The sequence below is a fragment of the Enterobacter cloacae complex sp. P15RS genome (assembly GCF_014895905.1).
Lineage (GTDB): Bacteria > Pseudomonadota > Gammaproteobacteria > Enterobacterales > Enterobacteriaceae > Enterobacter > Enterobacter quasihormaechei.
On the sequence record NZ_JADBQL010000004.1, the window covers coordinates 1 to 26,427 of the forward strand.

Below are 26,427 nucleotides of genomic sequence, written 5' to 3' on the forward strand. Positions count from 1 at the left end.
TAAGTAGTAAGCCGGTGCATCAATCCGGTGGTTACAGAAGTATTCGGTGGAGCGGTAGTTCAGTCGGTTAGAATACCTGCCTGTCACGCAGGGGGTCGCGGGTTCGAGTCCCGTCCGTTCCGCCACTTATTAAAAGCCCTGAGCTAACGCTCAGGGCTTTTTTCTTATCTACCGTTTAACTATTGCGAAATTAGCAAAAATCCTCTGCGTTTTAAGATCTTTTTCGACATAACAACCACAGCGATAATCCTCCTCAGTTTACGAACATAACGATTGAGGAATCATATGACTATCCCTGCACTGGGTCTCGGCACTTTTCGCCTGAAGGACGACGTTGTTATCGCATCTGTTAAAACCGCTCTGGAACTGGGCTATCGCGCCGTTGATACGGCGCAGATTTATGACAACGAAGCTGCCGTAGGCCTGGCCATCGAAGAGAGCGGCGTACCGCGCCACGAGCTTTTCATCACCACCAAAATCTGGATTGAAAACCTCAGCAAAGACAAGCTGATCCCAAGCCTGAAGGAAAGTCTGAAAAAGCTGCGTACTGATTATGTTGATCTGACGTTGATCCACTGGCCATCACCTGGCGATGCCGTCTCCGTAGAAGAGTTTATGCAGGCGCTGCTGGAAGCAAAAGAGCAGGGCTTAACGCGTGAAATTGGTATCTCAAATTTCACTATTCCATTGATGGAAAAAGCCATTGCCGCAGTGGGTAAAGAGAATATTGCTACTAACCAGATTGAACTCTCTCCCTACCTGCAAAACCGCAACGTAGTGGACTGGGCGAAACAGCATGGTATTCATATCACCTCGTACATGACGCTGGCTTATGGTAAAGCGTTGAAAGACGAAGTGATTGCACGCATCGCTGAAAAACACAATGCGACAGCTGCACAGGTGATCCTGGCATGGGCGATGGGTGAAGGTTATGCCGTGATCCCGTCTTCAACCAAACGTGAAAACCTGGCAAGTAACCTGTTAGCGCGGGATCTCCAGCTTGATGATGAAGATAAAAAAGCGATCGCAGCACTGGAATGCAACGATCGTCTGGTCAGCCCGGAAGGGTTAGCACCGGACTGGGATTAATAAAACCCTCCCTCTGTGACCTTAACCCTCACACAGCTCCTCCGGGAGCTGTTTTTATATGCTCACTCAGGAAGTCGATAAATGCGCGTATGCGCGTACTTACCGCTCGGTCACTGTAATACACCGCGCTAAAAGGCATCTCTACAGGCAAGCGTTTATCAGCCATTAGCTCAACTAGCTGGCCAGCTGCAATTTCCTTATCAATCATATAGTCGGATAAGCAGGCGATCCCATTCCCTTGCAGACACAGCTGCTTCAGCGTTTCCCCGCTGTTAGAAGAGATACCGCAGGTGATTTCATGAAGCTGGCCGTCATGGCAGGCGACAGGCCAGGTGTTCAGGCTTACAGGCTCCGTAAAACCCAGACACAGATGCTGCTTCAGCTCTTCAACCGTCTCCGGTCTGCCATGCTCGGCAATATATTGCGGTGACGCGATAATTTTGCGGTAGCTGGCGAACAAGGGGCGCGCGCGTAAGCTTGAGTCCGTCAGAGTGCCCGCGCGGATCGCCACGTCAACTTTACGCTCAATCAGGTTAATGAATGTCTCAGAAGAGACCAGCGACAGGGTCATCTCCGGGTAACGCTCCCGGAAGGGCTTGATTAACGGCATCAGGAAATGCAGCACGACCGGCGTCGCCGCATCTATGCGCAGCAGTCCACGCGGCGTGCTGCGTGATTCAATAATTTCCGTTTCTGCCGCCGCCATCTCCTGCAAAACCGACTGCACGCGTCGAAAATAACGCTCACCTTCTTCCGTCAGGCTGAGCTGGCGCGTTGTCCTGTTAAGCAGGCTTACCCCGAGCTTCATCTCAAGCTTTTTTACCGAGCGGCTGATGGCTGAGTTCGCCTGCCCGAGCTGTTCGGCGGCGCGGCTAAAGCTCCCGCTTTCGACCACGGCGACAAAGATAGTCAGTTCTTCAGATGTAGCCTTCATTATTGCACCACCTGCAAAATTCTATTGAGATTCTAACCATTTTTGTTATTTAAACACTGGCGCATACTGCCTGTCATCTTAATCCTGAAGAGACGGAGTATTTTATGCCACTGGCGCTTCTTGCCCTGACGATCAGTGCCTTTGCAATTGGCACGACCGAATTTGTTATTGTAGGACTGGTCCCTACCATTGCTCATCAACTTGCCATTTCGCTGCCCTCAGCCGGGCTGTTGGTATCTATTTATGCGTTAGGTGTCGCTGTTGGGGCGCCTGTGCTGACGGCGTTGACCGGCCGATTCCCGCGTAAACAACTGTTAGTCGCCCTGATGGTGCTCTTTACCGCCGGCAATATTCTGGCCTGGCAGGCACCGGATTACGCCACGCTGGTCATTGCCCGCCTGCTGACAGGCCTCGCGCACGGAGTCTTCTTCTCTATCGGTTCCACGATTGCAACCAGCCTGGTGCCAAAAGAGAAAGCGGCGTCAGCCATTGCGATTATGTTTGGTGGCTTAACCGTCGCGCTGGTCACCGGCGTGCCGTTAGGCACGTTTATCGGACAACATTTTGGCTGGCGTGAAACCTTCCTCGCGGTATCGCTGTTGGGCGTCATTGCTCTGGTGGCCAGCCTGCTGTTGGTCCCGTCGAATATCCCGGGGCGAGCGAGTGCCAGCCTGAGCGATCAGGTTAAGGTTCTTACACACCCGCGCCTGCTGCTTATCTATGCCGTAACGGCGCTGGGCTATGGTGGCGTGTTCACTGCGTTCACCTTCCTTGCGCCGATGATGCAGGAGCTGGCTGGTTTCTCCCCGGGGGCAGTGAGCTGGATTTTACTGGGCTACGGTATCTCCGTCGCAATCGGCAATATCTGGGGCGGCAAGCTTGCGGATAAGCATGGTGCGGTACCGGCGCTGAAGTTTATCTTCGCCGCACTGGTTGTTCTGCTGATGATTTTCCAGTTCACCGCATCGATGCAATACGCCGCGCTGGTAACGGTATTGGTTATGGGGGTATTCGCGTTTGGTAACGTACCGGGATTGCAGGTCTATGTTGTGCAGAAAGCTGAACGCTATACCCCCAATGCGGTGGATGTCGCATCCGGCCTGAATATTGCCGCATTCAATGTCGGTATCGCACTCGGCTCGGTTATCGGTGGGCAGACGGTTGAACACGTTGGATTAACCCAGACGCCGTGGATTGGCGCAGTGATTGTGCTTGTCGCTTTCTTCCTGATTGCTCTGAGTGGACGTCTTGATAAACCTGCTCGCGTCGCGCTGGGATGAGTATCAGTAAGTGCTTGCTTACAAAACTGGAAAGCGGTTTCTCAGTAATTGCGTTGAAAGTGTGACCTAAAATCCCTATAACATTAGAACCAGTCCGTTTTCCGGGCTGGTTCATGTTACAGAGGCCGTTTCCAAAAGTGCGAAAAAATACCTATGCCATGCGTTATGTTGCCGGAATGCCTGCGGAGAGGATCTTGCCTCCGGGGTCGTTTGCGAGCCTCAGCCAGGCATTACCTGCGGGCACTCCCTTAAGCAGTGACGATAAAATTCGCGTGCTGGTGTGGAACATCTTCAAGCAACAGCGTGCGGAGTGGTTATCCGTACTTCAAAATTTCGGCAAAGATGCGCATCTGGTTCTGTTACAGGAGGCGCAAACCACGCCTGAGCTGGTAAGGTTTGCAACAACAAACTATCTTGCAGCCGATCAGGTGCCTGCCTTTGTTCTGCCACAGCATCCATCTGGGGTGATGACCCTTTCAGCCGCACATCCGGTCTATTGCTGCCCGCTGCGTGAACGTGAACCGATCCTGCGTCTGGCAAAATCGGCGCTGGTCACGGTTTATCCGTTGCCTGATACCCGTCTGCTGATGGTGGTAAACATACATGCGGTGAACTTCAGCCTGGGCGTTGATGTGTATAGTAAGCAGTTACTTCCCATTGGCGATCAGATTGCTCATCACAGCGGGCCAATCATTATGGCCGGCGACTTCAATGCCTGGAGCCGTCCGCGCATGAACGCGTTGTACCGCTTTGCGCGTGAAATGTCGCTGCGTGAAGTGCGTTTTGGCGATGACCAGCGCAAGAAAGCGTTTGGCCGGCCTCTCGATTTCGTTTTCTATCGTGGTTTAAGCGTGCACGACGCCTCCGTACTGGTGACGCGCGCCTCCGATCATAATCCTCTACTCGTTGAATTCAGTCCCGGCAAATCTGATAAATAATGGTGCGTCAGGTCTGCCGTGGGGCAGGCCTGTGCGGGTGCTGCCCTTTATTATTTAACCCATAAAAGGACAGCAACATGACAACAACACACTCCCATCATGACAACGTCGAAAAACAGTTTGGTTCTCAGGCAAGTGCCTATCTGAGCAGCGCCGTGCACGCTTCTGGCCGCGATCTGGTGCGTCTTGGCGAACGGCTCGCCGCCTTTTCTGACGCGCACGTGCTGGACTTAGGCTGCGGGGCGGGGCACGCCAGTTTTACCGCCGCACAGCATGTCGGCCAGGTAACGGCGTATGATTTATCGAGCCAGATGCTGGACGTGGTTGCTGAGGCGGCAAAAGCGAAAGGGCTGAATAACGTCACGACGCGCCAGGGCTACGCTGAATCTTTACCCTTTGAGGATGCGTCGTTTGAGGTTGTGATTAGCCGTTACTCTGCACACCACTGGCATGATGTGGGTCAGGCATTACGGGAAGTGAAACGCGTGCTCAAACCGGGCGGGATCTTCATCATCATGGACGTGATGTCTCCGGGACATCCGGTGCGGAATATCTGGCTTCAGACGGTTGAAGCGCTGCGTGATACCTCGCACGTGCAAAACTACTCCAGTGGAGAGTGGCTTACGTTTATCACCGAAGCCGGCCTGATTTCACGCTCGTTGATAACCGACCGTTTGCCGCTGGAGTTTACGTCATGGATTGCGCGGATGCGCACACCGGAGGCATTAACGCAGGCGATCCGATTGTATCAGGAGAGCGCCTCTGCTGACGTGAAGGCGTACTTTGAATTGCATGGGGATGGTTCGTTTACCAGCGACACCATCATGGCCGAAGCGCATAAAGCGGGATAAACAAAAAAGGCACCGAGGGGAATCGGTGCCTTTTTAACAAGCGATCGTACTATCAGGAATCTGGCGTAGCGCTGTTTTTCACAAACAGCGTTAACTGGTCGCCAGGTTGCAGGTTGGCCGTATCGTTGTTCCAGCGCATCACATCTTTGATGTTTACGCCGTGACGCTTAGCGATACTGGACAGCGAGTCGCCTTTACGCACGCGATAGGTAATGCTATCGCTGTTTTTAGCGAGACGCTGTGCGCTGCTACCTGCACCTACGGTCAGCGTTTGACCCACTTTCAGACCCGACCCGCGCAGATTATTCCACTGCTGGAGATCTTTCGTATTCACGCCAAGACGTGATGCAATACCTGAAAGCGTATCACCTGAACGCACCTTATAGCTGCGGCTGCTTACAGGCGACGTATCAGCGATCAGCGTAGACTGAACGGCTGCAATTTCACCCGAAGCTAAAGACTCACGTAACTGTTCTGCGTGTTTCTGCGGAACCATCACATAGCGCGGGCCACTTGCACCCAGCGTAGAGCCTTTAACACCTGCATTAAAGGTTTTCAATTTACTTACCGACATACCCGTCATATCGGCAACCTGTTGAATATCAACCGGGCTGCTGAGGCGGACACGCGCCAGTGCACGACTTTCGTCTGGTGTTGGCAGTTGTACACCGTAACGTTTGCTGTTCTTGAGAATATCGCTCAGGGCCAGCATTTTCGGTACGTAAATCTTTGTTTCCTGTGGCAGTGAGAGCGACCAGAAGTCTGTGGATTTACCACGCGCTTTATTCGCTTTCATTGCCTTCAGTACACGACCTTCACCACTGTTATACGCTGCGACAGTCAATAACCAGTCGCCATCAAACATCTTATTCAGACGTTGCATCATGTCGAGAGCGGCTGTCGTTGAAGCGACAACATCACGACGCGCATCGTAGTTGCGGGTCTGCTTTAAACCATAATTTCGCCCTGTGCTCGGAATGATCTGCCAAATGCCTGCGGCATTGGCGCCAGACGTCGCGTGCGGGTCAAAAGCGCTCTCCACTATGGGTAGTAGTACCAGTTCCATAGGCATGTTACGTTTCTTAACTTGCCCGGCTATCCAGTACATATACGGCTCTGCCCGTAATGTTACATCGTGGAGATAGCTCTTATTTCTTAAATACTTCTGCTTCTGTTCGCGAATCCGGGTGTTCTCCGGAATTCCCATCTTTAGCTCGTCGCCAATAGAGGCCCACAAGTCTTGTTCCTGCGCGAAGGATGTCCCATCGTCCAACCATCGCGCCTGACTCGTAAACTTCCCTGCTTCCCCTTGACCAGCCGCAGAAAGGCTCTGTGCGTGCTGCTGTACGTTGCCGCCGTTCTGTGACTGGCAACCAACAAGCAGGACAGAGGCGAGTAATATCGCTTTTGCCTTCATGTGTGTGTCAATAGTTGCTTAAAAGACGAGCGATGATAACGGCGAAATTTTGAAAAGGCAACCCGCATTTATCTGAAGTTATCTTTCTTTGACCTTAACCATGCAAAACGCGCTTCTGGTTGTTGCAAATTTGTTTCTTGATTAATTTTATTAATTAAATCAACGTCATTCGTTCTTAAAAATAAATTTATTTGGCGCTCATTTTTCAGAATTACGGGGAGTGTTTTTTGGTTTTTTGCACGTAACTCCTTCACTTTCTGGTAATAATCCTGAATCGCCCGATCCTCGGGTAAGATGCTCGCAGCAAACTTCATATTTCCTAATGTATACTCGTGCGCACTACAAATAATGGTGTCGGCAGGCAATGCATTAATTTTTTGTAAAGATTGATACATTTGTTCTGGCGTGCCTTCAAAAAGCCTTCCGCATCCCCCTGAAAACAGCGTGTCGCCGCAAAACAGATAAGGTTTACTGTAGAAACAAAGATGTCCAGAAGTGTGACCTGGTGTAGCAAATACGGAAAACTCCCACCCAAGAATCTGGACACTTTCGCCCTCGCTAACGACTTGCGTTGTGCCCTTGTTTTGTGTCTCAGCCGGCCCATACACGGCAAGACCAGGATATTGCGCAAGCAGATCGGGAACTCCGCCCACGTGGTCATTGTGGTGGTGGGTGAGGAGAATCGCCTCCGGCTGCCAGCCGTTTTCATTTATTGCGTCCAGGATCGGAGTGGATTCGCCGGGATCGACAATGATGCATCTGCGATCGTCGTCGACTAAAACCCAGATGTAATTGTCCTGAAAGGCGGAAATACTGATAAGATTCATGCATTACCTCTTATAGCGTGGCGGGTGTTTTGATGAAACCGGCAAGGATACCTCAGACTGTCGCACCACCGGATCGTTGGGCAGAGTTGCCCTGGGGTGAATATTATCGCGAAGCTTTAGAACTTCAGCTTAAACCCTGGCTCGCGAAAATGTATGGTTTTCACCTGCTTAAGATTGGCAATCTCAGCGCAGAAATCAATACCGAAAGCTGCGCTATCTCGCATCAGGTTAACGTATCGCTTAAGGGTTCCCCGGTTCAGGTGAAAGCAGATCCGTTGCATTTGCCGTTTGCGGAAAAATCCATCGATGCCTGTCTGCTCGCCCACGCGCTGCCCTGGTGTAACGATCCCCATCGTCTGCTGCGGGAAGCCGACCGCGTGTTGATTGACGACGGCTGGCTGATCCTGAGCGGTTTTAATCCGCTGAGTCTGATGGGGCTGCGCAAGCTAACGCCCGTGCTGCGCCGCACGCCGCCGTATAACAGCCGGATGTTTACTATGATGCGCCAGCTGGACTGGCTTTCACTGCTGAATTTTGAAGTGCTGAGCTACGGCGGTTTTCAGGTCATTCCCTGGACGCGAAAAGGCGGTGTTTTACTCAGCACCCATTTACCCGCGCTGGGCTGCATGCAGTATATTATCGCGCGTAAGAGGACGATCCCCCTTACGCTTAATCCGATGAAGCAAAGCAAATCAAAAACGCGGATCCGCCAGACCGTGGGTGCCACGCGGCAGTACAAAAAACCGTGATCAGGATTCAGGCTGATAACCTGCGTCCTCATGGGTCGGGTTGGATGCCGCCGCGCGAGCCAGCTCATCACAGCGTTCGTTTTCAGGGTGCCCGGCGTGCCCCTTTACCCATTCCCATTTGATTTCGTGCTGACCGAGGGCGGCATCAAGACGCTTCCAGAGGTCGACATTTTTGACCGGCTTTTTCTCTGCCGTTTTCCAGCCGCGTTTTTTCCAGTTGTGGATCCACTGGGTGATGCCCTGGCGAACATACTGGCTGTCGGTACTCAGCACCACGTCACAATGTTCTTTTAACGCTTCCAGCGCCACGATGGCCGCCATCAGCTCCATGCGGTTGTTGGTGGTGAGAAAATAGCCTTCACTAAAGGTTTTTTCATGCTCACGATAACGCATAATGGCGCCATAGCCGCCGGGCCCTGGGTTACCGAGACAAGATCCATCGGTGAAAATTTCTACCTGTTTACGCATCTCTGGTAGACTTCCTGTATTTGAAACGTTCAGTAAAACGATAAGTCTGACATAAATGACCGCTATGAGCACTGCAATTACTCGCCAGATTGTTCTTGATACCGAAACCACCGGTATGAACCAGATTGGCGCCCACTATGAAGGGCACAAAATCATTGAGATTGGTGCCGTTGAAGTAGTGAACCGTCGTCTTACGGGCAACAACTTCCACGTTTACCTCAAACCCGATCGGCTGGTGGATCCGGAAGCGTTCGGCGTTCACGGGATTGCCGATGAGTTTTTGCTGGATAAGCCCACCTTCGCCGATGTCGCGGATGAATTTCTCGACTACATCAGAGGTGCGGAACTTGTCATTCATAACGCGTCGTTCGATATCGGCTTTATGGACTATGAGTTCAGCAAGCTCAACCGCGATATTCCAAAGACCAATACGTTCTGTAAAGTCACGGATAGCCTGGCGCTGGCAAGGAAGATGTTTCCCGGCAAGCGTAACAGCCTTGATGCCCTGTGCTCTCGCTATGAGATAGACAACACCAAGCGAACCCTGCACGGCGCATTGCTCGATGCCCAGATCCTGGCCGATGTTTACCTGACCATGACCGGCGGGCAAACGTCGATAAAATTCAGTATGGAAAATGAATCCCAGCAGACGCGGGACGAAGGCGGTATTCAGCGGGTCGTGCGTCAGGCGAATCGCCTGCGGGTTGTTTTAGCCAGTGATGAAGAGCTGATGAACCACGAATCTCGCCTCGATTTAGTTCAGAAGAAGGGCGGAAGCTGTCTGTGGCGTGGGTGAAAAAAGGCGGAAACGTTTGTTAAATCACCGTTTGGGTGATTTTTGCAGCAAACGATTCAAAACCTGAGAAAAAGCGTTGACGAGTTACGAGGCAGACCGTAATATTCGCCTCGTTCCCCAAACGGGAACAGTGGAGCGGTAGTTCAGTCGGTTAGAATACCTGCCTGTCACGCAGGGGGTCGCGGGTTCGAGTCCCGTCCGTTCCGCCACTATTCAGTTTTCGGGTGTTTCATAACATCCGATATAGTAAAGAAAACCGTATCACTGTTTACAGGATACGGTTTTTTTTCGTCTGTACTCTTCTCTCTCCGATACTGGGGAAGCCAAAGCCAACAGTCCTGCACTCAAAAGACATAAATTTCGCAGTCCCATTTCAGGCTTTATGCGGAGAAAATTCAAAAAAAAACAGAATATTGCTTACTTCTTCACTGAGATTGAAGGAGTGCGTTTTATGGCTGTTCTTACCCGTCCGTTATCGACTTTCTAAGTTCAGAAAATAAAACCCGCAGAAAAGTTAGTTGAACGGGAATATTCGGTGAGATCCCAGGCATGGCTGGAATGCCATAAGAATCATTAGATAAAGCTGTCCGGTCTTTTTCTTCAGTTTTGTCACAGGCTGAATACTACCAAGAGGAACTTACGGAAGAGGGGGAACTATCAGTCTGGTTTTTTTCTTTATGCGGTGCGAACAGCGAAAACGCGAAATCAGCAGTTGCAGCAGTGTGGCAACGGGCAGCCCGGCGTCCGGTTGCTGTCGGTGTCACGGAGGCCAAATCTATTTATTAAAGATCATAACCTCGATATCGGTGCCGATTTCACCCACCTCGTCCAGCATCGAGGCGTAAATAATACCGACAGTCTATGTTTCGGCTTTCTGACGTTAAAATTCAACTGGTTCTTGTCTTTGCTATAACTAAGTTGAATTTGTTATTGTTTACAAACACTACATGCCTTTCGTCCAGAGATGTGTTGTCTGTCTTATCTGGGTCACCTGTGACTAAAAGGTTGAGAGGAACAGCAACTTCTGACGCTAGTCCTCTGTTTTGGGATATGACAGTTATTAATTTATTCTTTGTTATGGGCGGCGTCATTTTTCTTGCTCCCATATACATAATGCTTTTGAATGATATATTAATGATATAGTTGTATCATTTATATTACTGCTTCGATTCATTTCTTTAAATAAGAAACAATAGGGGTCGTACAGTTATTTGCGTTGTGCTTTATGTAAAAAAATCCCCTATCTATCAGACTATTGGGCCTCTTGTGGGGAGGAACGAGCTTTATAAATTTAAAAGTATAATGCTGCAAATAAGTTTGCATGATCTTGGTCAAGTATATTAAGTGGGCGTTATTGGATACTTAAATTAATTTTTGAGTAGACGATTGAATGGTTTGCCTTATATTTATGAGATGAATGTATGTTGTTCAATGATGTAGGGTATGGTTTTTCCTCGATTCTCTCATAATAGGTGGCTGGTTTTACAAGTCTTTTTTTTTGTTATGCAGTAAAGTAAAGGTTGAAGAGTATTTATTTTTGTGATGTTTACGTCTTAATTATTTGTTTTTTCCCTTATCCAGCTAATATGGATGCGGAGATTCATTTTCCATTTGTCGGTTAACTGACTGATTAATCTCTTCCGGTTATGTGCCAGCCAGTAGCAGATTTTGACTTAAATGTTGTGGATACGTAAGGGAGTTAAGGATGCCAACGCCGTGTTATATCGCTATTCCCGATCAGACCAAGAGTAACATCACAAAGGGGCATTTACTGCGGAGCATGTGGGTATTATCTACGTTCAGGGGCATGAAGATGAGAGGCTGGTTCAGGAGTTTCAGCATAACGTCACAGTGCCAATCGACTCTTAGTCCGGCCAGCCTGCTAGTCTACGTGCGCATAAGCCGTGTTTTTTTACAGTGGCGCTAAATAAAGCCATTTTGATGCTGTTAAACGCGCTGGCTTCCGGTGAAATGTTGCCAAAGACAGAACGTCTGTTGAAGGGAAACAGGAGCACTTTTCATGACTCGCCTGACTCACTCGACCATTGTGGATATCGACTGCGATATGCCGCATTGTCAGGATTCGGCGAAGCTTGAATTCTTTCAGTTGATTAAGGTTTCGCTGTCTTATTGCGAGATTTAATGGAAACACGTTACCGCGGCATTTCTGGTGCCGACGACTGGCGAGCTGCGCTGGTAGCATATTTTTTATAGCTGGAAAGACATGCCGTGAAGTTACGGTATACCTCAGTTATTTGCGGGATCAGGAAGGTTGTTATGTCATCACAAGGATTACGTTTTACTCTGGATGTTGAAGGGCTCCCGCCGAATATGTTTCCGGTGGTCGATTTTAACCGGAACGAGTCGCTCTCTTCACTTTTTCGTCTTGATGTGCGCGTTTCCAGTGAATATTTCACCTCCCTTAGCCACGAGATGGTGACGGAGAAAACGGCAATTCTGAAAATATGGGAAGGGGAAACCATCCTTCGCCAAGTAAAAGGTATTGTCACCGCTTTCAGCCGGGGTGAGTTCGATGGTCAGCGGACGGATTACTGGCTGGAAATCCGTCCCCCGTTCTGGCGCAGCGCCCTGCGGCAGAATTTTCGCAGTTTTCAGAATCAGGATATCGAAACCATCATCGACACACTGCTGGGCGAGAATGGCGTCACTTGGTGACTCAGGCGTTAATAGTTCAATAGGCGCAAGCTGGAATCAAGAAGGAAGGTTGGCAACCTTAGATGATGCTTCTGAACAACATATTAAGTCAGAATTGTGCCGGGGTAGTGGAATTCGAGGATAAAGAAAATGCGCGATCAATATGTTAGAGAATACTCCATTTGAAGAAATGGATTCTTACCATGTTATAGTAAAAATGCTTTTGGCAACCTTTATATTTTCGGGGAGGCAATTGGTAGGGATATTAAAGTATTACCAATCCTGAATCGAATTTTATTTAATAAGGCTGATTGTTTAAGGAAAATATCAGAAGATCTGAATAGTGAAATAGAATCATTTTTCGCATTTTCAAGTCCAGATGAGTTTGATTTGCTCGATTGCAATGATAATTATATTTTTAATAAGCAGTAGAGATATACGGTCTTTTAAAGAAAAATGAGATATTTGGTTTGAAGCCTGCTTATGTCTTAGGGGGGGCGAATAAAAAAGAGAGCTTAAGGAAAGTAGACTGCCAGGTTCATTTGTCAATCCTTAGGGAGTTAGTTTCACCAGAATAGTTAAATTCTAGATTTTAGGGATGAAGTATTATATGAGTTAGGTGAGCATTTTTATGCATTACCTAACTCATTAGAATATAGGAAATGCATTTTTATGGCTAATGATAATATTTTTATAAGTACGCGCGCTAACAAAAATCCACTGACAAACTATCATTTTTACCTGACACCAAAAGAATCGCTCTATTTAAAAATAAATGGATTTGGCAGCGATGGGCAGCATCTCGTTTTAGGAGCGTCCGTCCAGGGAATCGTTTCAATCACACAGTCTTCCCGCCAAAATCAACGGGAGCAAAGCATTCAGATTACTGCGATAAAAGAAGGTTTCGTCATAATCCATGCTCGTGAGTCGTCTGCTAAATCAAGCAAATATATGAATAGTTGTATTCCTGCTAATGGACATTTTAATGGTTGTTTTCCAAATTTAACAATAGAGGTAATGAGTACAATCTCAATGCCAAAAGACTTAAATCCTGAACAAAAGGCTATGTTACTGGTATTATTAGCAGAAACCAAAAGACCAAGTGGTTCAGGATATAACGAAACAGATGCTATTAAGGCTATGCAATATATGAGGCAGGCATTATATAATCGTTTTAAATTCTCCCATCCCTATTTGCTTGATATTCCAAAAAATAATCCAACCCTGATCGGATTAATCAAGTCTGGAAGAGTTATTGAAGGCTTTCGGAATTACCCAGTTCTGAAACCAAGTGTCCAGAAAAATATTGACGCATTCTTCAATGAATGTAATAAGGGTAACAGTAAAAATTTTACAAAGTATCGTAATCTACTTCAGGCTGCAATCAAGATTGCTAGCGTGGAAAATTCAGGTGTTACCACTGGTGAAAAGGTTTATAGCTGGCGAACTCAGGGGAGTTCCAGCCCAGGGAGAAATTTTAAGCACTTGTTTGATCTGTCAGGTCAGAGTTTCTATGGGCTGCAAAAGAAATTTATCGATAACCCTAATAAACCCAACAATGATTGAGGGCTGTTATGAGATCTGTTCTTATCGTTATTTTCCTGTTTAGCTCTTTTGTGTCAAAGGCTGATGACTGGGGGATCTTTAATTCAAAGCCAGTTGCCAGATACAAAATAACTGCGACAACACCCTATAAAGAGGTCTATAAGGATGCTCTTGAATATTTTATATTAAAGGAAGGTAAAAGTCAGAATGATAATCATTTTTGCATGCTAGGTTATGACTGGCCTGATGGTCGCCGAAGTGCAGTCGTTTTCTGGAAAGAGAATAATTATATATTTTCTAATTGGACGCTGGGCCGTAATCTTGGTGAAAATGATTATATGTCTTTAAATGATGCCAATATTATTGATCAAGAAACGTCTGTCTTTACAATGGAAAAACTTCGAAAAATTTATACTGAAGAAGAAATTCGTCGCAATCCTGATGTCCTCCCGATGTATGGATATCGCCAGAAAGATGTTGATTTACAACGTCGTGATTGTGATGAATATGGTGAAAAAATAGTTATTCAGGCTTTTGCTCGGCCAAAAGATTGTAGGGATGCAGATGATCCTGAAGTGGCGCATCTTTGTGAAGCCGTTGGCGAATAAAGTCATATATGTAGATTAAAATCCAGCTAGCAAAGGGAGAAAGCGTCAGGTTGATATATGATCAGAGACAAAATCATAATAACAGGGAAAAGCGGATATATCGGAAAACGGACAGAAGACAAAGTATCAATGCTGGGTAAAAAAAAGTGGCCCGAAATCACTGTATGGCTGGAGTAAGCAGGAACAGTGATACCCTGAGGTAGGAATGGTTGTGGCTGACCAATTTTTTGAAAACAATAAAAATGGCGGTAAGGCAAAGAGAGTATGCGATGGGGCTCAATTTAGCGGATAATGAAGTAAGTTAGTTTCAAAAGTGGAGCTGGAAGAATAGCTGATGTTGGAAACAGTAAAGGTGAGTTACTGTATAGTAAAAAGTCTTCACATATCGAATGAGACGTGGCGAAAGTCATATTATCGGATTCAAAGGCATCTTTGATGAAAAACGGTGTCAAGAATTATTCAGCGCGTTTTCGGCGTTTATCCACAGAACTGAAACGTAAGACAAGTTGTTTCATGGTAAATAATTTCCATTCTAATGTTCAATTTTCTGGCAGTCATATCTGTACACATGGAAGAGAGCTTCCTGTATGGAAATGTAGCTACACACTGTAGAATGGTGATATCAGGATAACTGGTCTCGTCTAAAAAACGCCCGCTTTTCAGTTTTTGAAAATGAGCCTACAGTGAAGGTGAGATGAACTTTATCTATATTTTCAGGGTTCGAGTTCCGTCCGTTCCGCCACTATTTAGAAAGCCTGAATCAGAAATGATTCAGGCTTTCGTCGTTTTATACTCCCTACACTTGCTTATCTCTCTTCTTATTTCAGTTAACAAAAAGTTAATATATCCGGTGCAATTTATTAACATATGCACGGTTTTAGTGCATTATTTGCACTGTTTTTGTGCATTGTTTGCCCATCCCCTCTCCGAATCCCACTCTGTTATGTAATAATTATGTAAGAATAATTCATAAGAAATCATTCGGTTACCGATCATTTTTCAGAAAACACCTGAACCAATACGCTATTGGTTCGCTTATTGCTTAATCATTAGCACGATAAGTAGTGCGTCATATCAATAACTTATCTTTGATAAAAATAAAGTGATGATGAAAGCGAGCGAACCAATATGGAAAAGCCTTCACGGTTTTTAGCAAATTCCAGCACCGCGCTTGAGCAGTTGCGCGGTCTTATCAACCAGCACGAGTCAACACCAGGCATTCCGCTGCCCACTGAACGTGAGCTGTCGGACACGCTCGGCGTAGGGCGACGTGAAGTGCGTCGCGCGCTGGACGTGCTGGAAGAGGAAGGCCGTATCTGGCGCAAGCAGGGCAAGGGCACCTTCATTGGTCCGGCTGCCCCTGTTGAGCCGTTGGCGCTTCAGGGATTGGTTCAGCAAACCAACCTGCTTGAAGTCATGGAAGCTCGACTACAGCTCGAACCCGGCTTAGCCCGACTTGCGGCACTGCGTGCCACCAGGGAAAACCTCGCGCTCATGCAGCGCATGCTGGAACGCATTGATAAGGTCAGCCCGGATGACCGCGATCTCAACGAACTGTGGGATAGCGCCTTTCACCGCGCCATTGCGGAAGCAGCAGGCAACCGCCTGATGCTAGGGCTTTTCGATGCGATAGATGCCGTCCGCCGGGAGCCCGGCTGGCAGCATTTACGCGAACTTGCCCGCACCCCTGAACGTGTCGATAGCTACAACGACCACCATCACAACATCATGTCAGCGATTATTCATCGCCAGCCTAATGAAGCAGCCGCCGCCATGCGCGAACACCTGCTCAGCCTGCAAACCGCCCTGATTCAGGCTATCCACCTTGAGGACGATTCCACGCTATGACGACGATACCCTTTAAGGACTCCACGCCCGTACTGCGGCTGCAAAACCTCAACGTTAAATTCGCGGGCTCGCCGGTGAGCGTCCTCGAAGACATCTCGCTGACGGTCAGAGCGGGAGAGACGCTGGCGCTGGTGGGCGAGTCCGGCTGCGGCAAAAGCATCACTTCCCTGGCGCTGATGGGGTTATTGCCTGCCAGCGCCCGGATCGTTAGCGGGGAGATGCATTTCCGCCGCCACGATCTGCGCAAGCTCTCGCCACGCGAGTATGCCGATCTGCGCGGCAGCGAGCTGGCGATGATATTCCAGGAGCCCATGACCTCGCTCAACCCGGCCTTCACGCTTGGCGATCAGCTCAGTGAAGCGGTGATGCGCCATCAAACGATCTCCCAGGCTGAGGCGATGACGGTTGCGCTACAGATCCTGGAGAAGGTGCAGATCCCGGCCGCAGAGATGCGCCTCAAGTCTTACCCGCATCAGCTTTCCGGCGGTATGCGCCAGCGCGTGATGATTGCGATGGCCCTGATAAACCACCCCAAATTACTTATTGCTGACGAACCCACTACCGCTCTGGACGTGACCATTCAGGCGCAAATTCTCGCCCTGCTCAATACCCTAAAAGAAGAAACCGGCACGGCGGTGCTGATGATCACTCACGATTTAGGCGTGGTGGCCGAAGTCGCGCAGCAGGTGGCGGTAATGTACGCCGGACAGGTAGTGGAGCAGGGGAGCGTCGAGGCGATATTTGCCGACCCGCAGCACCCGTACACAATTGGCTTGATGGGCTCGATCCCCTCCCTTGGCGCACGCAAGGGCCAGCTTTCCACCATTCCCGGATCGGTCCCGCTGCCGGAATCCATGCCTCAAGGTTGCCGCTTTGCCACCCGATGCCCCTTCGCGCAGACGCGCTGTCATGCTGAAAAACCACCGCTCACTACGCTCGGCGCGGGCCATCAGGTTGCCTGCTTCCGCGTGCCGCTGGAACAACACATTGCCCTGGGAGAAATTGCATGACCACGCCCATACTTGAAGCCCGCGATCTAAGCAAGCTTTTCCCCGGCCCGAAAAAACTGTTTACGCCGGCCCGTTTTGTTACGGCTGTCGACCGCGTTTCGCTGTCGGTGATGCCTGGCGAAACGCTGGCCATTGTCGGTGAATCCGGTTCCGGAAAATCCACCCTCGGTCGTCTGCTGCTGCGCCTGCTGAGTGCCAGCGAAGGGCGCGTATTTTATCAGGGTGAGGAGATCACCCACGCCTCAGGTACTCGTCTGAACCAACTTCGGCGTGAGTTACAGATCATCTTTCAGGATCCCTTCGCCTCGCTGAACCCGCGCATGACGGTAGAGCAGATTGTTGGTGAGCCGCTGTGGCTGCATCAGAACATGAAAAAAGTGGATCGCCAGTACCGCGTTGCCGAGCTGCTCAGGACGGTCGGCTTGCCCGCGGCCTGGGCCGGGCGTTATCCGCACGAATTTTCCGGCGGGCAGCGCCAGCGTATCGGCATTGCGCGCGCGCTGGCGTCGGGCCCAACGCTGCTGCTGGGCGATGAACCGGTCTCTGCGCTGGACGTTTCCGTTCAGGCACAGGTGGTGAATTTACTGGAAAGCCTGAAGCACCAGCTGGGGCTAACGATGGTGATCGTCGCCCACGGGCTGGCAGTTATCCGTCATATGAGCGACCGCGTGGCGGTGATGTATCTTGGGCAAATCGTCGAGCTGGCCACCGTCGACGACATCTTCGACGCGCCGCTGCATCCTTATACTCAGGCGTTAATCGCCTCAGCACCGCAAATGCAGCCAGGCGTAGCGCGGGATGCGCCGCTGTTGCAGGGTGATTTACCGAACCCGGCTAATCCGCCCTCCGGCTGCCGTTTCCACACCCGTTGCCCCTACGTTACCGATGAATGCCGTCAGGTCGAGCCGATTAACCAGGTCATCGACGGCGGGCGTCAGGTCGCCTGCCACCGCTGGCAGGAGATTAACCGCGATCGCAGCGTTATCCAGATCGCACCGCCATCCGCCGCATTTTTGCGCCGCCGCGCGCTGTTTGAACACGCGGCCACTCACTCCTCCCTTCCTTCAAGGAACTCATGATAATGACAATGCGTAATTCTCTTTTGACCGTACTGGGAAGTGTTATGTTGCTTGGCGCGGCGCTGCCCGCCCATTCTGAAAGCGTGCTGCGAATCGGCCTGGGCGCAGACCCGGACATGCTGGACCCGCATCTGGCGCGTACCTATTATGGCCGCTTCGTGTTTGCCTCCCTGTGTGACCGGCTGGTGGACGTGGACGAACATCTCAAGGTGGTGCCGGGACTGGCAAAATCCTGGGCGTGGAGCAATGACGGTAAAACGCTGACCCTGGATCTCCGTGATGGCGTGACCTTCCACGACGGTGAAAAATTTGATGCCGCCGCCGCGAAATATAACCTCGACCGTGCCCTGACGCTAAAAGGTTCTCTGCGTAAAAGTGAACTCTCTTCCGTTGAGTCAGTGGAGGTCACCGGCCCGATGCAGATAGCCCTGCACCTGAAAACGCCGGATGCCGCACTTCTGATGCAGCTCACAGATCGTGCAGGCGCAATGATGGCGCCAGAAGCCGCGAAAAAAGCTGATTTTGCCGCGCATCCGGTCTGTTCCGGCCCGTATAAGTTCGACAGCCGCGTGTCGCAGGATCGCATTGTGCTGACCCGCTTCGACAACTACTGGAACAAAGACGCCTACCACTTCGATAAAATAATCTATCTGCCGATCCCGGATGCTTCCGTGCGCCTGGCGAACCTGCGCGCGGGCGATCTCGATCTGACCGAAGGCATTGCCGCCAGCGACGTCAAAACCGTCGAGGCCGACAGCAAGCTGGCGCTGGCGAAGGTAACGGGCCTCGGATACCAGGGCATCACTTTCAACATTAACAATGGCAAAGTCCCGGCGAACGATCCCTTCAAAGATGCCCGCGTGCGTGAAGCATTTTCTCAGGCCATCGATCGCGATGCTTTAAACCAGGTGGTGTTCGAGGGACTTTACACTCCGGCAAACCAGGCGTTTTCGCCGGTAAGCCCGTACCACGTCAATCTTCCGGTTCCCCCGCGTGACGTCGACAAAGCCAAAGCGCTGCTGAAAGCCGCAGGCGTCACCACGCCGCTGACCGTCAATCTGCTGGTGCCGAACAACCCAACCTCGCAGCAGGTGGGCCAGGTATTGCAGGCGATGGTGGCAGAGGCGGGCTTTAACCTGAACCTGCAAATGACCGAGTTCGCCACGCTGCTGGATCGCCAGCAGAGCGGTGACTACCAGTTGAGCTTCTCCGGCTGGTCGGGTCGCCCGGATCCAGATGGCAGCATCTACGGCTTTATCAACAGCAAAGGCACGCTTAACGATGGCCGCTACAGCAATGCTCAGGTGGATGAATGGTTAACGCAGGCGCGTCAGAGCACCGATCAGGCCGCCCGCCAGCCGCTGTACGACAAGGTGGTGAAGCAGCTGCAAACCGACATGCCGATTGCCTATCTCTACTTCGAACCGCGCATTTTTGGCCTGAACAAGCGCGTACAGGGCTTCAAAGCGTACCCGGACGGCATTGTGCGTCTGGCTGGCTTAACGCTGGCGAAATAAACCTCCTGAGGAGAACCCATGCTGGAACTGATTTGCAAACGTCTGCTGCTGGCTATTCCCACTCTGCTGCTGGTGAGCATGATGGTGTTCGGCCTGCAAAAGCTGCTGCCCGGCGACCCGCTGATCGCCATGGCCGGGGAGGAGCGCGATCCGGCGGTGATCGCCCAGCTGCGTGCTGAGCTGAATCTGGACGCGCCGATCCCCGTGCAGTATTTCAACTGGCTGACGCGCGCGCTGCAAGGCGATCTGGGTGTCTCCTTACGCACTCATGAGCCGGTCACGCAGCTGATTGCCAGCAAGCTGCCGGTCACGCTGGAGCTGTCGCTGCTGGCGATGATTATCGCGCTGGTGTTTGGTATCAGCATGGGGATCCTCGCGGCGGTGAACAAAAACAGCTGGGTCGATCACGGGGCGAATTTTGTGGCGATCTCGGGGATCTCAATACCGCACTTCTGGCTGGGGATCCTGCTGATTCTGGTCTTTTCAGTAAACCTGCAATGGCTGCCTGCGTCCGGTTATGTGCCGTTCAGTGAAGATCCGATCCAGAACCTGCGGACATTGCTGCTGCCCGCGTCCGTGCTCGGGACCGGCCTGGCGGCAACGCTGATGCGCCATACCCGTGCGTCGATGATTGCGGTGCTGAAAGCGGATTACATCCGCACCGCGCGCGCTAAGGGGTTGCTGCCGAAAGCGGTGGTCCTGAAGCACGCCTTTCGCAACGCGCTGGTGCCGGTGATCACCCTCACCACGCTGCTGTTCGGCGAGCTGCTGGGCGGGGCGGTGCTGACCGAGCAGGTCTTCACCATTCCGGGCTTCGGCAAAATGATCGTCGACTCGGTGTTCAACCGCGATTACGCGGTGGTGCAGGGCGTAGTGCTGATCGTGGCGATCGGTTTCCTGATGCTCAACCTTCTGGCTGACGTGCTCTACGTCCTTATCAACCCGAAAATGCGAGGTTAATCATGGCGGAACTGACGACGCAAACCGTAGCGCCCGCGCTGCCGCGCGCGCAAAACCGGGTGCTGAAAAAATTCCTCGCCAATAAAAGTGCGGTGATTGGCGCGATTGTGGTGGGCTTTTTTGTGCTGGTGGCGCTGCTGGCACCGTGGATCGCGCCGTTTGACCCGGTAAAGGCTAACTTCCTCGCGGTGCGCAAAGCGCCCTCGGCGATGTACTGGTTCGGCACCGACGAACTGGGGCGCGATATCGTGTCCCGCATTATCTGGGGGGCGAGAACCTCGCTGATGGCGGGCTGTATGTCGGTGGCGATCGCGGTGGTCATCGGCGTGCCGCTGGGGCTGGTGGCGGGGTATTTCCAGAAGATGTGGGACGGGGTGATCTCCCGCTTTATCGAGGCACTGCTGGCCTGTCCATTCCTGATCATGGCGATCGCGCTGGGGGCATTTTTAGGCCCAAGCCTGACCAATGCCATGATTGCCATTGGGCTCTCGGCGATGCCGATCTTCGCCCGCCTGACGCGCGGGCAGGTGATCGCCATTCGCAACGAAGAGTATATCGACGGCGCGCGGGCGATTGGCCTGCCGGACCGCTGGATCATTATCAAATACGTTCTGCCTAACGTGATGTCACCGATTCTGGTACAGGCCACGCTGGCCATTGCCTCGGCGATTATCGCCGAAGCCAGCCTCTCATTTTTAGGGTTAGGGCAACAGCCGCCCAACCCATCCTGGGGCTCCATGCTCAACACCGCCAAAGGGTTTCTGGAGCAGGCGCCGTGGATGTCCGTTTTCCCCGGCGTGGCGATTTTCCTTGCCGTTCAGGGCTTTAATTTACTCGGCGACGGGCTGCGCGATGCGCTCGATCCGCGCCACGACTAAGGAGTCATGATGACCAAAGCGCTCGATTTTACAACCGGTTACGATTCACGACGCCCGCCGATGATGGGCCACAACGCCGTTGCCACCTCGCAGCCGCTGGCGGCACAGGCGGGAATGAAGATGCTACAGCTGGGCGGAAACGCCGTTGATGCGGCGGTTGCCACCGCCATGGCGCTGACCGTTGTCGAGCCGACCGGCAACGGCATCGGCAGCGATGCTTTTGCGATTGTCTGGGACGGTGAAAAACTTCACGGCCTGAATGCGTCCGGTCGTTCGCCGGCCAGCTGGCATGCGGATCTGTTTGTCGGAAAAACCGCTGTACCGGAAATCGGCTGGGACGCGGTAACCGTACCGGGGGCGGTATCGGGCTGGGTAGCGCTGGCTGAACGTTTTGGCACATTGCCGCTGACCACCCTGGCGCAGCCGGCCATTGAGTATGCGCGTAACGGTTTTCCCGTCTCTCCGCTCATCGGGCACCTGTGGCAGCGCGGTTATAACAAGCTGAAAGATCAGCCGGGCTTTAGCGCCTGCTTCGCGCCGGAAGGCCGCGCGCCGCGCGTGGGCGAGATCTTCCGTAACCCCGCGCAGGCGAACACGCTGGAGCTGATCGCCAAAACCAACGGCGACGCGTTTTACCGTGGCGAACTGGCGCAGAAAATTGCCGCCTTTGCCAAAGCACACGGTGCACACCTGACGGCTGAAGATCTGGCAAACCATCGCGTGGACTGGGTAGAACTGCTGTCGCGCGACTTCGCGGGCGGGTCGGTGCAGGAGTTGCCGCCAAACGGTCAGGGGATCGCCACCCTGATTGCGCTCGGCATTCTGGAGCAGTGCGGCATCGAGAAACATCATCCGGACTCCGTGCAGGGGCTGCACCTCTCCATTGAGGCAATGAAGCTGGCGCTGGCGGATCTCGATCGCTACGTTGCGGATGAAGAGCATATGGAGTTCGCGGCCAAAGTGCTGCTGAGCGACCATTATCTGAAGTCGCGCGCCGCGCTTATCGACCACGATAAAGCCTCTGATTTTGTGTACGGATCGCCGACGCAGAGCGGCACGGTCTACATCAGCACCGCGGACGCCAGCGGGATGATGGTTTCGTTTATTCAGTCCAACTTTATGGGCTTCGGTTCAGGCATTGTGGTGCCGGATACCGGAATCAGCCTGCAAAACCGCGGCTGCGGCTTTGTGCTCGATCCCCAACACCCGAACGCGCTGACGGGCAGCAAGCGTCCTTTCCACACCATCATCCCGGGTTTTGCGATGGACGGTAACGGCAAGCCGCTGATGTCCTTCGGCGTGATGGGTGGCCCGATGCAGGCGCAGGGGCACATGCAGATGGCGTTGCGCATTATGCTGCACGGGCAAAACCCGCAGGCGGCGATTGATGCCCCGCGCTGGCGCGTGGTGCAGGGCAGGGAAGTGATTGTTGAATCGACCTTCGATCGCAATACCATCGCGGCGCTTCGCGAGCGCGGACACCAGATCGTGGTGGAAGATCCGCTCCAGGATTACAATTTTGGCGGCGCGCAGGTGATTTACCGTATGCCGGAAGGGCACTACGTGGCTGCGACGGAGAGCCGCAAAGACGGGCAGGCGTTGGTGAGCTGATTTGTAGGCCGGGTAAGGCGCAGCCGCCACCCGGCTTTTATTCAGCCAATGCTAAACGGATCCGCATCCTGCCACGCCGGAAACTTCTCCCGATACTCCCTTAACGCCGTTAACGAAATCTCCGCATCAATTCGTGTCGCCTGATGCGGCTCGGCGGTGGCAATAATTTCACCCTGTGGACTGATCACCCGGCTGTCACCGCGATAGTGATGCCCGTTGCCGTCCGTTCCTACGCGGTTACAGCCAACGACGTACGCCTGGTTTTCAATCGCGCGCGCTGTCAGTAGAGCCTGCCAGTGCAGGGAGCGTGGGGCGGGCCAGTTGGCGACATACAGCGCCAGATCGTAATCGTTGCGGTTGCGTGACCACACCGGGAAGCGCAGGTCATAGCAGACCAGCGGCAGAATACGCCAGCCGCGCCATTCCAATACCACGCGTTCGTTGCCGGCTTCATAATGCTGATGTTCATCCGCCATGCGGAACAGGTGGCGCTTATCGTAGAAGTGGACGTTCCCTTCCGGCTCGACGAGCAGGAAGCGGTTAACCGCTCCGCGCCCGGTCTGGAGCGCGACGCTTCCGGCAATCAGCGCGTTGGTATCCTGCGCCCTGGCGTGCATCCAGGACACCACCTCGTCCTGCGGCATAGACTGTGTTGCCGCCTCCATCGCGAAACCTGTGGTGAACATCTCCGGCAGAACAATCACGTCGCGTCCGGTTATCTCTTCCAGCTGGCGATCAAAATGGCGAAGGTTGGCGGGGCCGTCCATCCACACTAAAGGTTGCTGCAAAACAGAAATCTTTAAACCAGGCACGATACAGGCTCCTAAAAAAATACCTTTTGACACTGTAGCACGTCATTACGAGAAAATGTGGCAATAAAAAACCCCGCACGGGGCGGGGTTTGTGGGAGCGGGATGCCTTATGCCGCTTCAGGTTTGCGGTGCTTCTCCGGCAGCTTTACCGGCTGCGTTGCCAGCTCTTCTGGTTCGAAATCATCCACATTAATACTGCGCAGACGGCTCTCTTCGGCTTTCACCAGAAGCGCAGCTTCGCTGTTGTCGATGATGCCACCCGCCAGCGCCTGTTTTGCCAGCTCGTCCAGTCGTGTAAACGGCAGGTTTTTGCCCAGCTGTTTACAGATTTTCTGATGAATCGGGTCGGCGGCCATGACGTCCAGCAGCGCCTCTTCCAGCAAACCTACCGGGTTATGCGGGGTAGGCGCCAGGTATTGACCGCGGCCGATACGGGAACGGGTTGCGCTCGGTACCTGGAGGATCTTCGCCACTTTGTGATCCAGCTTGTCGGACGGCGCCAGATAATGACGTCCGGTCGGGAAGATCGCCACGCGCAGGGCGCCGGCCACAAAGCGGTTCGGGAAGTTTGCCAGCAGATCGTCAATCGCCTGTTCGGCCTGATACAGCGCATCCTGTACGCCCCAGTGCACCAGCGGCAGATCCGCTTCCTGACGGCCTTCATCGTCGTAGCGTTTCAGCACCGCAGAGGCCAGGAAAATCTGGCTCAGCACATCACCCAGACGGGCAGAGATGCGCTCGCGACGCTTCAGGCTTCCGCCCAGAACGGCCATGGAGACGTCAGACAGCAGCGCCAGGTTAGCGCTCAGACGGTTCAGGTGCTGATAGTAACGTTTGGTTGCATCGCGGGTCGGCGTCGCGCTGGTCAGCCCGCGCGTCAGGCCGAGCCAGAAGCTGCGAACTTCATTGCTGCCGACGTGACCGATATGTTTGAACAGCAGTTTGTCGAAGGCATCCACGTCGTTATTCTGCGCGGCGGCCATCTCTTCCAGCACGTAAGGATGGCAGCGGATCGCCCCCTGGCCGAAGATCATCATGCTGCGGGTCAGGATGTTTGCCCCTTCTACGGTGATGGCAATCGGTGCGCCCTGATAACCGCGCGCCAGGAAGTTGCCTTCGCCCAGCATAATGCCTTTACCACCAGCGATATCCATTGCATCAATAATTGACTGCTGGGCGCGGTGGGTACAGTGATACTTCACAATCGCCGACAGCACGGCAGGTTTTTCGCCCAGCATAATGCCGTAAGTAATCAGCGAGGCTGCGGCGTCCATGACGTAAGCGTTGCCCGCGATACGCGCCAGCGGCTCTTCGATGCCTTCCATCTTGCCGATAGAAATTTTGAACTGGCGGCGGATATGAGCGTACGCGCCAATCCCCATCGCCACGGACTTCAGACCACCGGTCGAGTTCGACGGCAGGGTAATGCCGCGGCCCACAGACAGACATTCCACCAGCATACGCCAGCCCTGGCCGGCCATTTTCGGGCCACCAATGATGTAATCAATCGGGACAAAGATATCCTGACCGCGGGTTGGGCCGTTCTGGAACGGCACGTTCAGCGGGAAGTGACGACGACCAATTTCCACGCCCGGCGTTGAGGTTGGGATCAGCGCACAGGTAATGCCCAGGTCTTCTTCGCCGCCCAGCAGTTTTTCCGGGTCGGAGAGCTTAAAGGCCAGGCCCAGCACGGTGGCGATAGGCGCCAGGGTGATATAGCGTTTGTTCCAGGTCAGGCGCATGCCCAGCACCTGCTGGCCCTGCCATTCGCCCATGCAGACCACGCCGGTATCCGGGATTGCGCCGGCATCAGAACCGGCTTCCGGGCTGGTCAGCGCGAAGCACGGGATTTCCTGACCGCGCGCCAGACGCGGCAGGTAGTGATCTTTCTGCTCTTCCGTACCGTAATGCTGCAACAGCTCGCCCGGACCTAAGGAGTTTGGTACGCCAACGGTGATCGCCAGGATCCCGGAAACGCCCGCCAGCTTTTGCAGGACGCGAGCCTGAGCGTAAGCGGAGAATTCCAGGCCGCCGTACTCTTTTTTGATGATCATCGCGAAGAAGCGATGCTCTTTCAGGTACGCCCACAGCTCCGGCGGCAGGTCGGCCATTTCATGGGTGATCGCAAAGTCATTGGCCATGCGGCACGCTTCTTCAACCGGGCCATCAATAAAGGCCTGTTCTTCGGCGGTCAGACGCGGCTGCGGATAGTTGTGCAGCTTTTTCCAGTCCGGGTTGCCCTGGAACAGATCGCCTTCCCACCAGGTGGTGCCGGCATCAATCGCTTCTTTCTCAGTACGCGACATCGGCGGCATCACTTTACGGAAGCCCTTAAACACCGGCGCGGAGATCATCGACTTACGCATCGGCGTCAGGTTGAACGGCAGCAAAATAATTGCCAGCGGGACGAGGACCCAGATATTCCACAGGCCAGCGACGCCAAGTGCAGCCGTCCAGGCCAGAAGAATCAGGCTGCTCAGGAATAAACTGACGCGGTGATAGAACAACACGCCGATCAGAACAACGGTTGCGAGAATGCTCAAAATCATCATAAA

At 52.6% G+C, this 26,427-nt stretch carries 23 protein-coding genes, 2 tRNA genes and 1 pseudogene; 20 read left to right on the forward strand and 6 right to left on the reverse strand.

What is annotated here, in order from left to right; genetic code table 11:
- The first annotated feature begins 48 nt into the window (after window positions 1–48).
- Both IM267_RS02095 and dkgB read left to right on the forward strand, forming a co-directional pair.
- A tRNA-Asp gene (locus IM267_RS02095) sits at window positions 49–125 on the forward strand.
- Between the two features lie 160 nt (window positions 126–285).
- A complete protein-coding gene (gene dkgB, locus IM267_RS02100) occupies window positions 286–1,089 on the forward strand; it encodes a 2,5-didehydrogluconate reductase DkgB (RefSeq protein ID WP_063451786.1) in 804 nt (267 codons plus the stop codon).
- A gap of 28 nt (window positions 1,090–1,117) precedes the next feature.
- Here dkgB and yafC read toward each other — a convergent pair whose 3' ends face one another.
- Window positions 1,118–2,023, reverse strand: a complete 906-nt coding sequence (gene yafC, locus IM267_RS02105) for a DNA-binding transcriptional regulator YafC (protein WP_107534741.1) — start codon at window positions 2,021–2,023, stop codon at window positions 1,118–1,120.
- Between the two features lie 104 nt (window positions 2,024–2,127).
- On the opposite strand from yafC, the gene IM267_RS02110 reads away from it, so the two are divergent.
- From IM267_RS02110 to IM267_RS02120, 3 genes are all read left to right on the forward strand, one after another.
- Window positions 2,128–3,303, forward strand: coding sequence for an MFS transporter (locus IM267_RS02110; RefSeq protein WP_063451784.1), 1,176 nt, complete (start codon window positions 2,128–2,130; stop codon window positions 3,301–3,303).
- Window positions 3,304–3,440: 137 nt separating this feature from the next.
- Complete coding sequence (locus IM267_RS02115) at window positions 3,441–4,241, forward strand: endonuclease/exonuclease/phosphatase family protein (protein WP_193032602.1); 801 nt, start codon at window positions 3,441–3,443, stop codon at window positions 4,239–4,241.
- A gap of 77 nt (window positions 4,242–4,318) precedes the next feature.
- A complete protein-coding gene (locus tag IM267_RS02120; RefSeq protein ID WP_193032603.1) occupies window positions 4,319–5,092 on the forward strand; it encodes a class I SAM-dependent methyltransferase in 774 nt (257 codons plus the stop codon).
- A gap of 52 nt (window positions 5,093–5,144) precedes the next feature.
- Here the strand turns inward: IM267_RS02120 and mltD are convergent, their stop codons facing one another.
- Window positions 5,145–6,509: a murein transglycosylase D gene (mltD, locus tag IM267_RS02125; RefSeq protein ID WP_107534745.1), complete on the reverse strand. Its 1,365-nt coding sequence runs from the start codon at window positions 6,507–6,509 to the stop codon at window positions 5,145–5,147.
- Between the two features lie 68 nt (window positions 6,510–6,577).
- The gene (gene gloB / locus IM267_RS02130) at window positions 6,578–7,336 is read right to left on the reverse strand and encodes a hydroxyacylglutathione hydrolase (protein ID WP_063869190.1); all 759 of its coding nucleotides are present in this window, start codon (window positions 7,334–7,336) and stop codon (window positions 6,578–6,580) included.
- A 32-nt stretch (window positions 7,337–7,368) separates the two neighbouring features.
- Between gloB and IM267_RS02135 the strand changes: the two genes are divergently transcribed.
- Window positions 7,369–8,085: a class I SAM-dependent methyltransferase gene (locus tag IM267_RS02135; protein WP_193032604.1), complete on the forward strand. Its 717-nt coding sequence runs from the start codon at window positions 7,369–7,371 to the stop codon at window positions 8,083–8,085.
- Here the strand turns inward: IM267_RS02135 and rnhA are convergent, their stop codons facing one another.
- Window positions 8,086–8,664 carry a ribonuclease HI gene (rnhA, locus tag IM267_RS02140; protein ID WP_162196835.1) on the reverse strand — a complete coding sequence of 193 codons (579 nt, stop codon included), beginning with the start codon at window positions 8,662–8,664 and terminating at the stop codon, window positions 8,086–8,088. It lies immediately after the preceding gene.
- Between rnhA and dnaQ the strand changes: the two genes are divergently transcribed.
- The 14 genes and pseudogenes from dnaQ to IM267_RS02210 all read left to right on the forward strand — a co-directional run bounded on the left by dnaQ (window position 8,618) and on the right by IM267_RS02210 (window position 23,060).
- Entirely contained in the window at window positions 8,618–9,349 is a 732-nt protein-coding gene (gene dnaQ / locus IM267_RS02145; RefSeq protein WP_072201000.1) for a DNA polymerase III subunit epsilon, read from the forward strand. The two genes, rnhA and dnaQ, sit on opposite strands and share 47 nt — an antisense overlap.
- A gap of 132 nt (window positions 9,350–9,481) precedes the next feature.
- Window positions 9,482–9,558 (forward strand) — tRNA-Asp (locus IM267_RS02150).
- Between the two features lie 1,496 nt (window positions 9,559–11,054).
- Window positions 11,055–11,563 (forward strand): annotated as a pseudogene (gene tssD, locus IM267_RS02155) (type VI secretion system tube protein TssD).
- Window positions 11,564–11,626: 63 nt separating this feature from the next.
- Window positions 11,627–12,025, forward strand: a complete 399-nt coding sequence (locus IM267_RS02160; RefSeq protein ID WP_193032605.1) for a contractile injection system protein, VgrG/Pvc8 family — start codon at window positions 11,627–11,629, stop codon at window positions 12,023–12,025.
- Between the two features lie 449 nt (window positions 12,026–12,474).
- Window positions 12,475–12,582 carry a T6SS immunity protein Tdi1 domain-containing protein gene (locus IM267_RS21150; RefSeq protein WP_226847838.1) on the forward strand — a complete coding sequence of 36 codons (108 nt, stop codon included), beginning with the start codon at window positions 12,475–12,477 and terminating at the stop codon, window positions 12,580–12,582.
- Between the two features lie 94 nt (window positions 12,583–12,676).
- On the forward strand, window positions 12,677–13,570 hold the full coding sequence (locus tag IM267_RS02170; RefSeq protein WP_193032606.1) for a hypothetical protein: 894 nt from the start codon (window positions 12,677–12,679) through the stop codon (window positions 13,568–13,570).
- A gap of 8 nt (window positions 13,571–13,578) precedes the next feature.
- Window positions 13,579–14,157 carry a hypothetical protein gene (locus tag IM267_RS02175; protein ID WP_193032607.1) on the forward strand — a complete coding sequence of 193 codons (579 nt, stop codon included), beginning with the start codon at window positions 13,579–13,581 and terminating at the stop codon, window positions 14,155–14,157.
- A gap of 1,128 nt (window positions 14,158–15,285) precedes the next feature.
- On the forward strand, window positions 15,286–16,005 hold the full coding sequence (locus IM267_RS02180) for a FadR/GntR family transcriptional regulator (protein WP_063451779.1): 720 nt from the start codon (window positions 15,286–15,288) through the stop codon (window positions 16,003–16,005).
- Window positions 16,002–17,015 carry an ABC transporter ATP-binding protein gene (locus tag IM267_RS02185; RefSeq protein WP_193032608.1) on the forward strand — a complete coding sequence of 338 codons (1,014 nt, stop codon included), beginning with the start codon at window positions 16,002–16,004 and terminating at the stop codon, window positions 17,013–17,015. The genes IM267_RS02180 and IM267_RS02185 overlap by 4 nt, the downstream gene beginning before the upstream one ends.
- The gene (locus IM267_RS02190; RefSeq protein WP_193032609.1) at window positions 17,012–18,094 is read left to right on the forward strand and encodes an ABC transporter ATP-binding protein; all 1,083 of its coding nucleotides are present in this window, start codon (window positions 17,012–17,014) and stop codon (window positions 18,092–18,094) included. Before IM267_RS02185 ends, IM267_RS02190 begins: the two co-directional genes overlap by 4 nt.
- A gap of 2 nt (window positions 18,095–18,096) precedes the next feature.
- Complete coding sequence (locus tag IM267_RS02195) at window positions 18,097–19,611, forward strand: ABC transporter substrate-binding protein (RefSeq protein ID WP_193032610.1); 1,515 nt, start codon at window positions 18,097–18,099, stop codon at window positions 19,609–19,611.
- A gap of 18 nt (window positions 19,612–19,629) precedes the next feature.
- Window positions 19,630–20,571, forward strand: a complete 942-nt coding sequence (locus tag IM267_RS02200) for an ABC transporter permease (protein ID WP_063451776.1) — start codon at window positions 19,630–19,632, stop codon at window positions 20,569–20,571.
- A gap of 2 nt (window positions 20,572–20,573) precedes the next feature.
- Window positions 20,574–21,449: an ABC transporter permease gene (locus IM267_RS02205; protein WP_131636036.1), complete on the forward strand. Its 876-nt coding sequence runs from the start codon at window positions 20,574–20,576 to the stop codon at window positions 21,447–21,449.
- Window positions 21,450–21,458: 9 nt separating this feature from the next.
- Window positions 21,459–23,060 (forward strand): gamma-glutamyltransferase family protein, encoded by a 1,602-nt coding sequence (locus IM267_RS02210; protein ID WP_193032739.1) that lies wholly within the window; start codon window positions 21,459–21,461, stop codon window positions 23,058–23,060.
- A 41-nt stretch (window positions 23,061–23,101) separates the two neighbouring features.
- Here IM267_RS02210 and IM267_RS02215 read toward each other — a convergent pair whose 3' ends face one another.
- Window positions 23,102–23,872 carry an amidohydrolase gene (locus IM267_RS02215; protein WP_193032611.1) on the reverse strand — a complete coding sequence of 257 codons (771 nt, stop codon included), beginning with the start codon at window positions 23,870–23,872 and terminating at the stop codon, window positions 23,102–23,104.
- A gap of 107 nt (window positions 23,873–23,979) precedes the next feature.
- Entirely contained in the window at window positions 23,980–26,424 is a 2,445-nt protein-coding gene (gene fadE / locus IM267_RS02220; protein ID WP_193032612.1) for an acyl-CoA dehydrogenase FadE, read from the reverse strand.
- Between the last annotated feature and the right edge of the window lie 3 nt (window positions 26,425–26,427).

Coding starts and splice junctions, on each gene's coding strand:
- dkgB (WP_063451786.1), top strand. CDS start 286: ATGACTATCCCTGCACTGGGTCTCGGCACTTTTCGCCTGAAGGACGAC.
- yafC (WP_107534741.1), bottom strand. CDS start 2,023: ATGAAGGCTACATCTGAAGAACTGACTATCTTTGTCGCCGTGGTCGAA.
- IM267_RS02110 (WP_063451784.1), top strand. CDS start 2,128: ATGCCACTGGCGCTTCTTGCCCTGACGATCAGTGCCTTTGCAATTGGC.
- IM267_RS02120 (WP_193032603.1), top strand. CDS start 4,319: ATGACAACAACACACTCCCATCATGACAACGTCGAAAAACAGTTTGGT.
- mltD (WP_107534745.1), bottom strand. CDS start 6,509: ATGAAGGCAAAAGCGATATTACTCGCCTCTGTCCTGCTTGTTGGTTGC.
- gloB (WP_063869190.1), bottom strand. CDS start 7,336: ATGAATCTTATCAGTATTTCCGCCTTTCAGGACAATTACATCTGGGTT.
- IM267_RS02135 (WP_193032604.1), top strand. CDS start 7,369: ATGAAACCGGCAAGGATACCTCAGACTGTCGCACCACCGGATCGTTGG.
- dnaQ (WP_072201000.1), top strand. CDS start 8,618: ATGAGCACTGCAATTACTCGCCAGATTGTTCTTGATACCGAAACCACC.
- IM267_RS02160 (WP_193032605.1), top strand. CDS start 11,627: ATGTCATCACAAGGATTACGTTTTACTCTGGATGTTGAAGGGCTCCCG.
- IM267_RS02170 (WP_193032606.1), top strand. CDS start 12,677: ATGGCTAATGATAATATTTTTATAAGTACGCGCGCTAACAAAAATCCA.
- IM267_RS02175 (WP_193032607.1), top strand. CDS start 13,579: ATGAGATCTGTTCTTATCGTTATTTTCCTGTTTAGCTCTTTTGTGTCA.
- IM267_RS02180 (WP_063451779.1), top strand. CDS start 15,286: ATGGAAAAGCCTTCACGGTTTTTAGCAAATTCCAGCACCGCGCTTGAG.
- IM267_RS02185 (WP_193032608.1), top strand. CDS start 16,002: ATGACGACGATACCCTTTAAGGACTCCACGCCCGTACTGCGGCTGCAA.
- IM267_RS02190 (WP_193032609.1), top strand. CDS start 17,012: ATGACCACGCCCATACTTGAAGCCCGCGATCTAAGCAAGCTTTTCCCC.
- IM267_RS02195 (WP_193032610.1), top strand. CDS start 18,097: ATGACAATGCGTAATTCTCTTTTGACCGTACTGGGAAGTGTTATGTTG.
- IM267_RS02200 (WP_063451776.1), top strand. CDS start 19,630: ATGCTGGAACTGATTTGCAAACGTCTGCTGCTGGCTATTCCCACTCTG.
- IM267_RS02205 (WP_131636036.1), top strand. CDS start 20,574: ATGGCGGAACTGACGACGCAAACCGTAGCGCCCGCGCTGCCGCGCGCG.
- IM267_RS02210 (WP_193032739.1), top strand. CDS start 21,459: ATGACCAAAGCGCTCGATTTTACAACCGGTTACGATTCACGACGCCCG.
- fadE (WP_193032612.1), bottom strand. CDS start 26,424: ATGATGATTTTGAGCATTCTCGCAACCGTTGTTCTGATCGGCGTGTTG.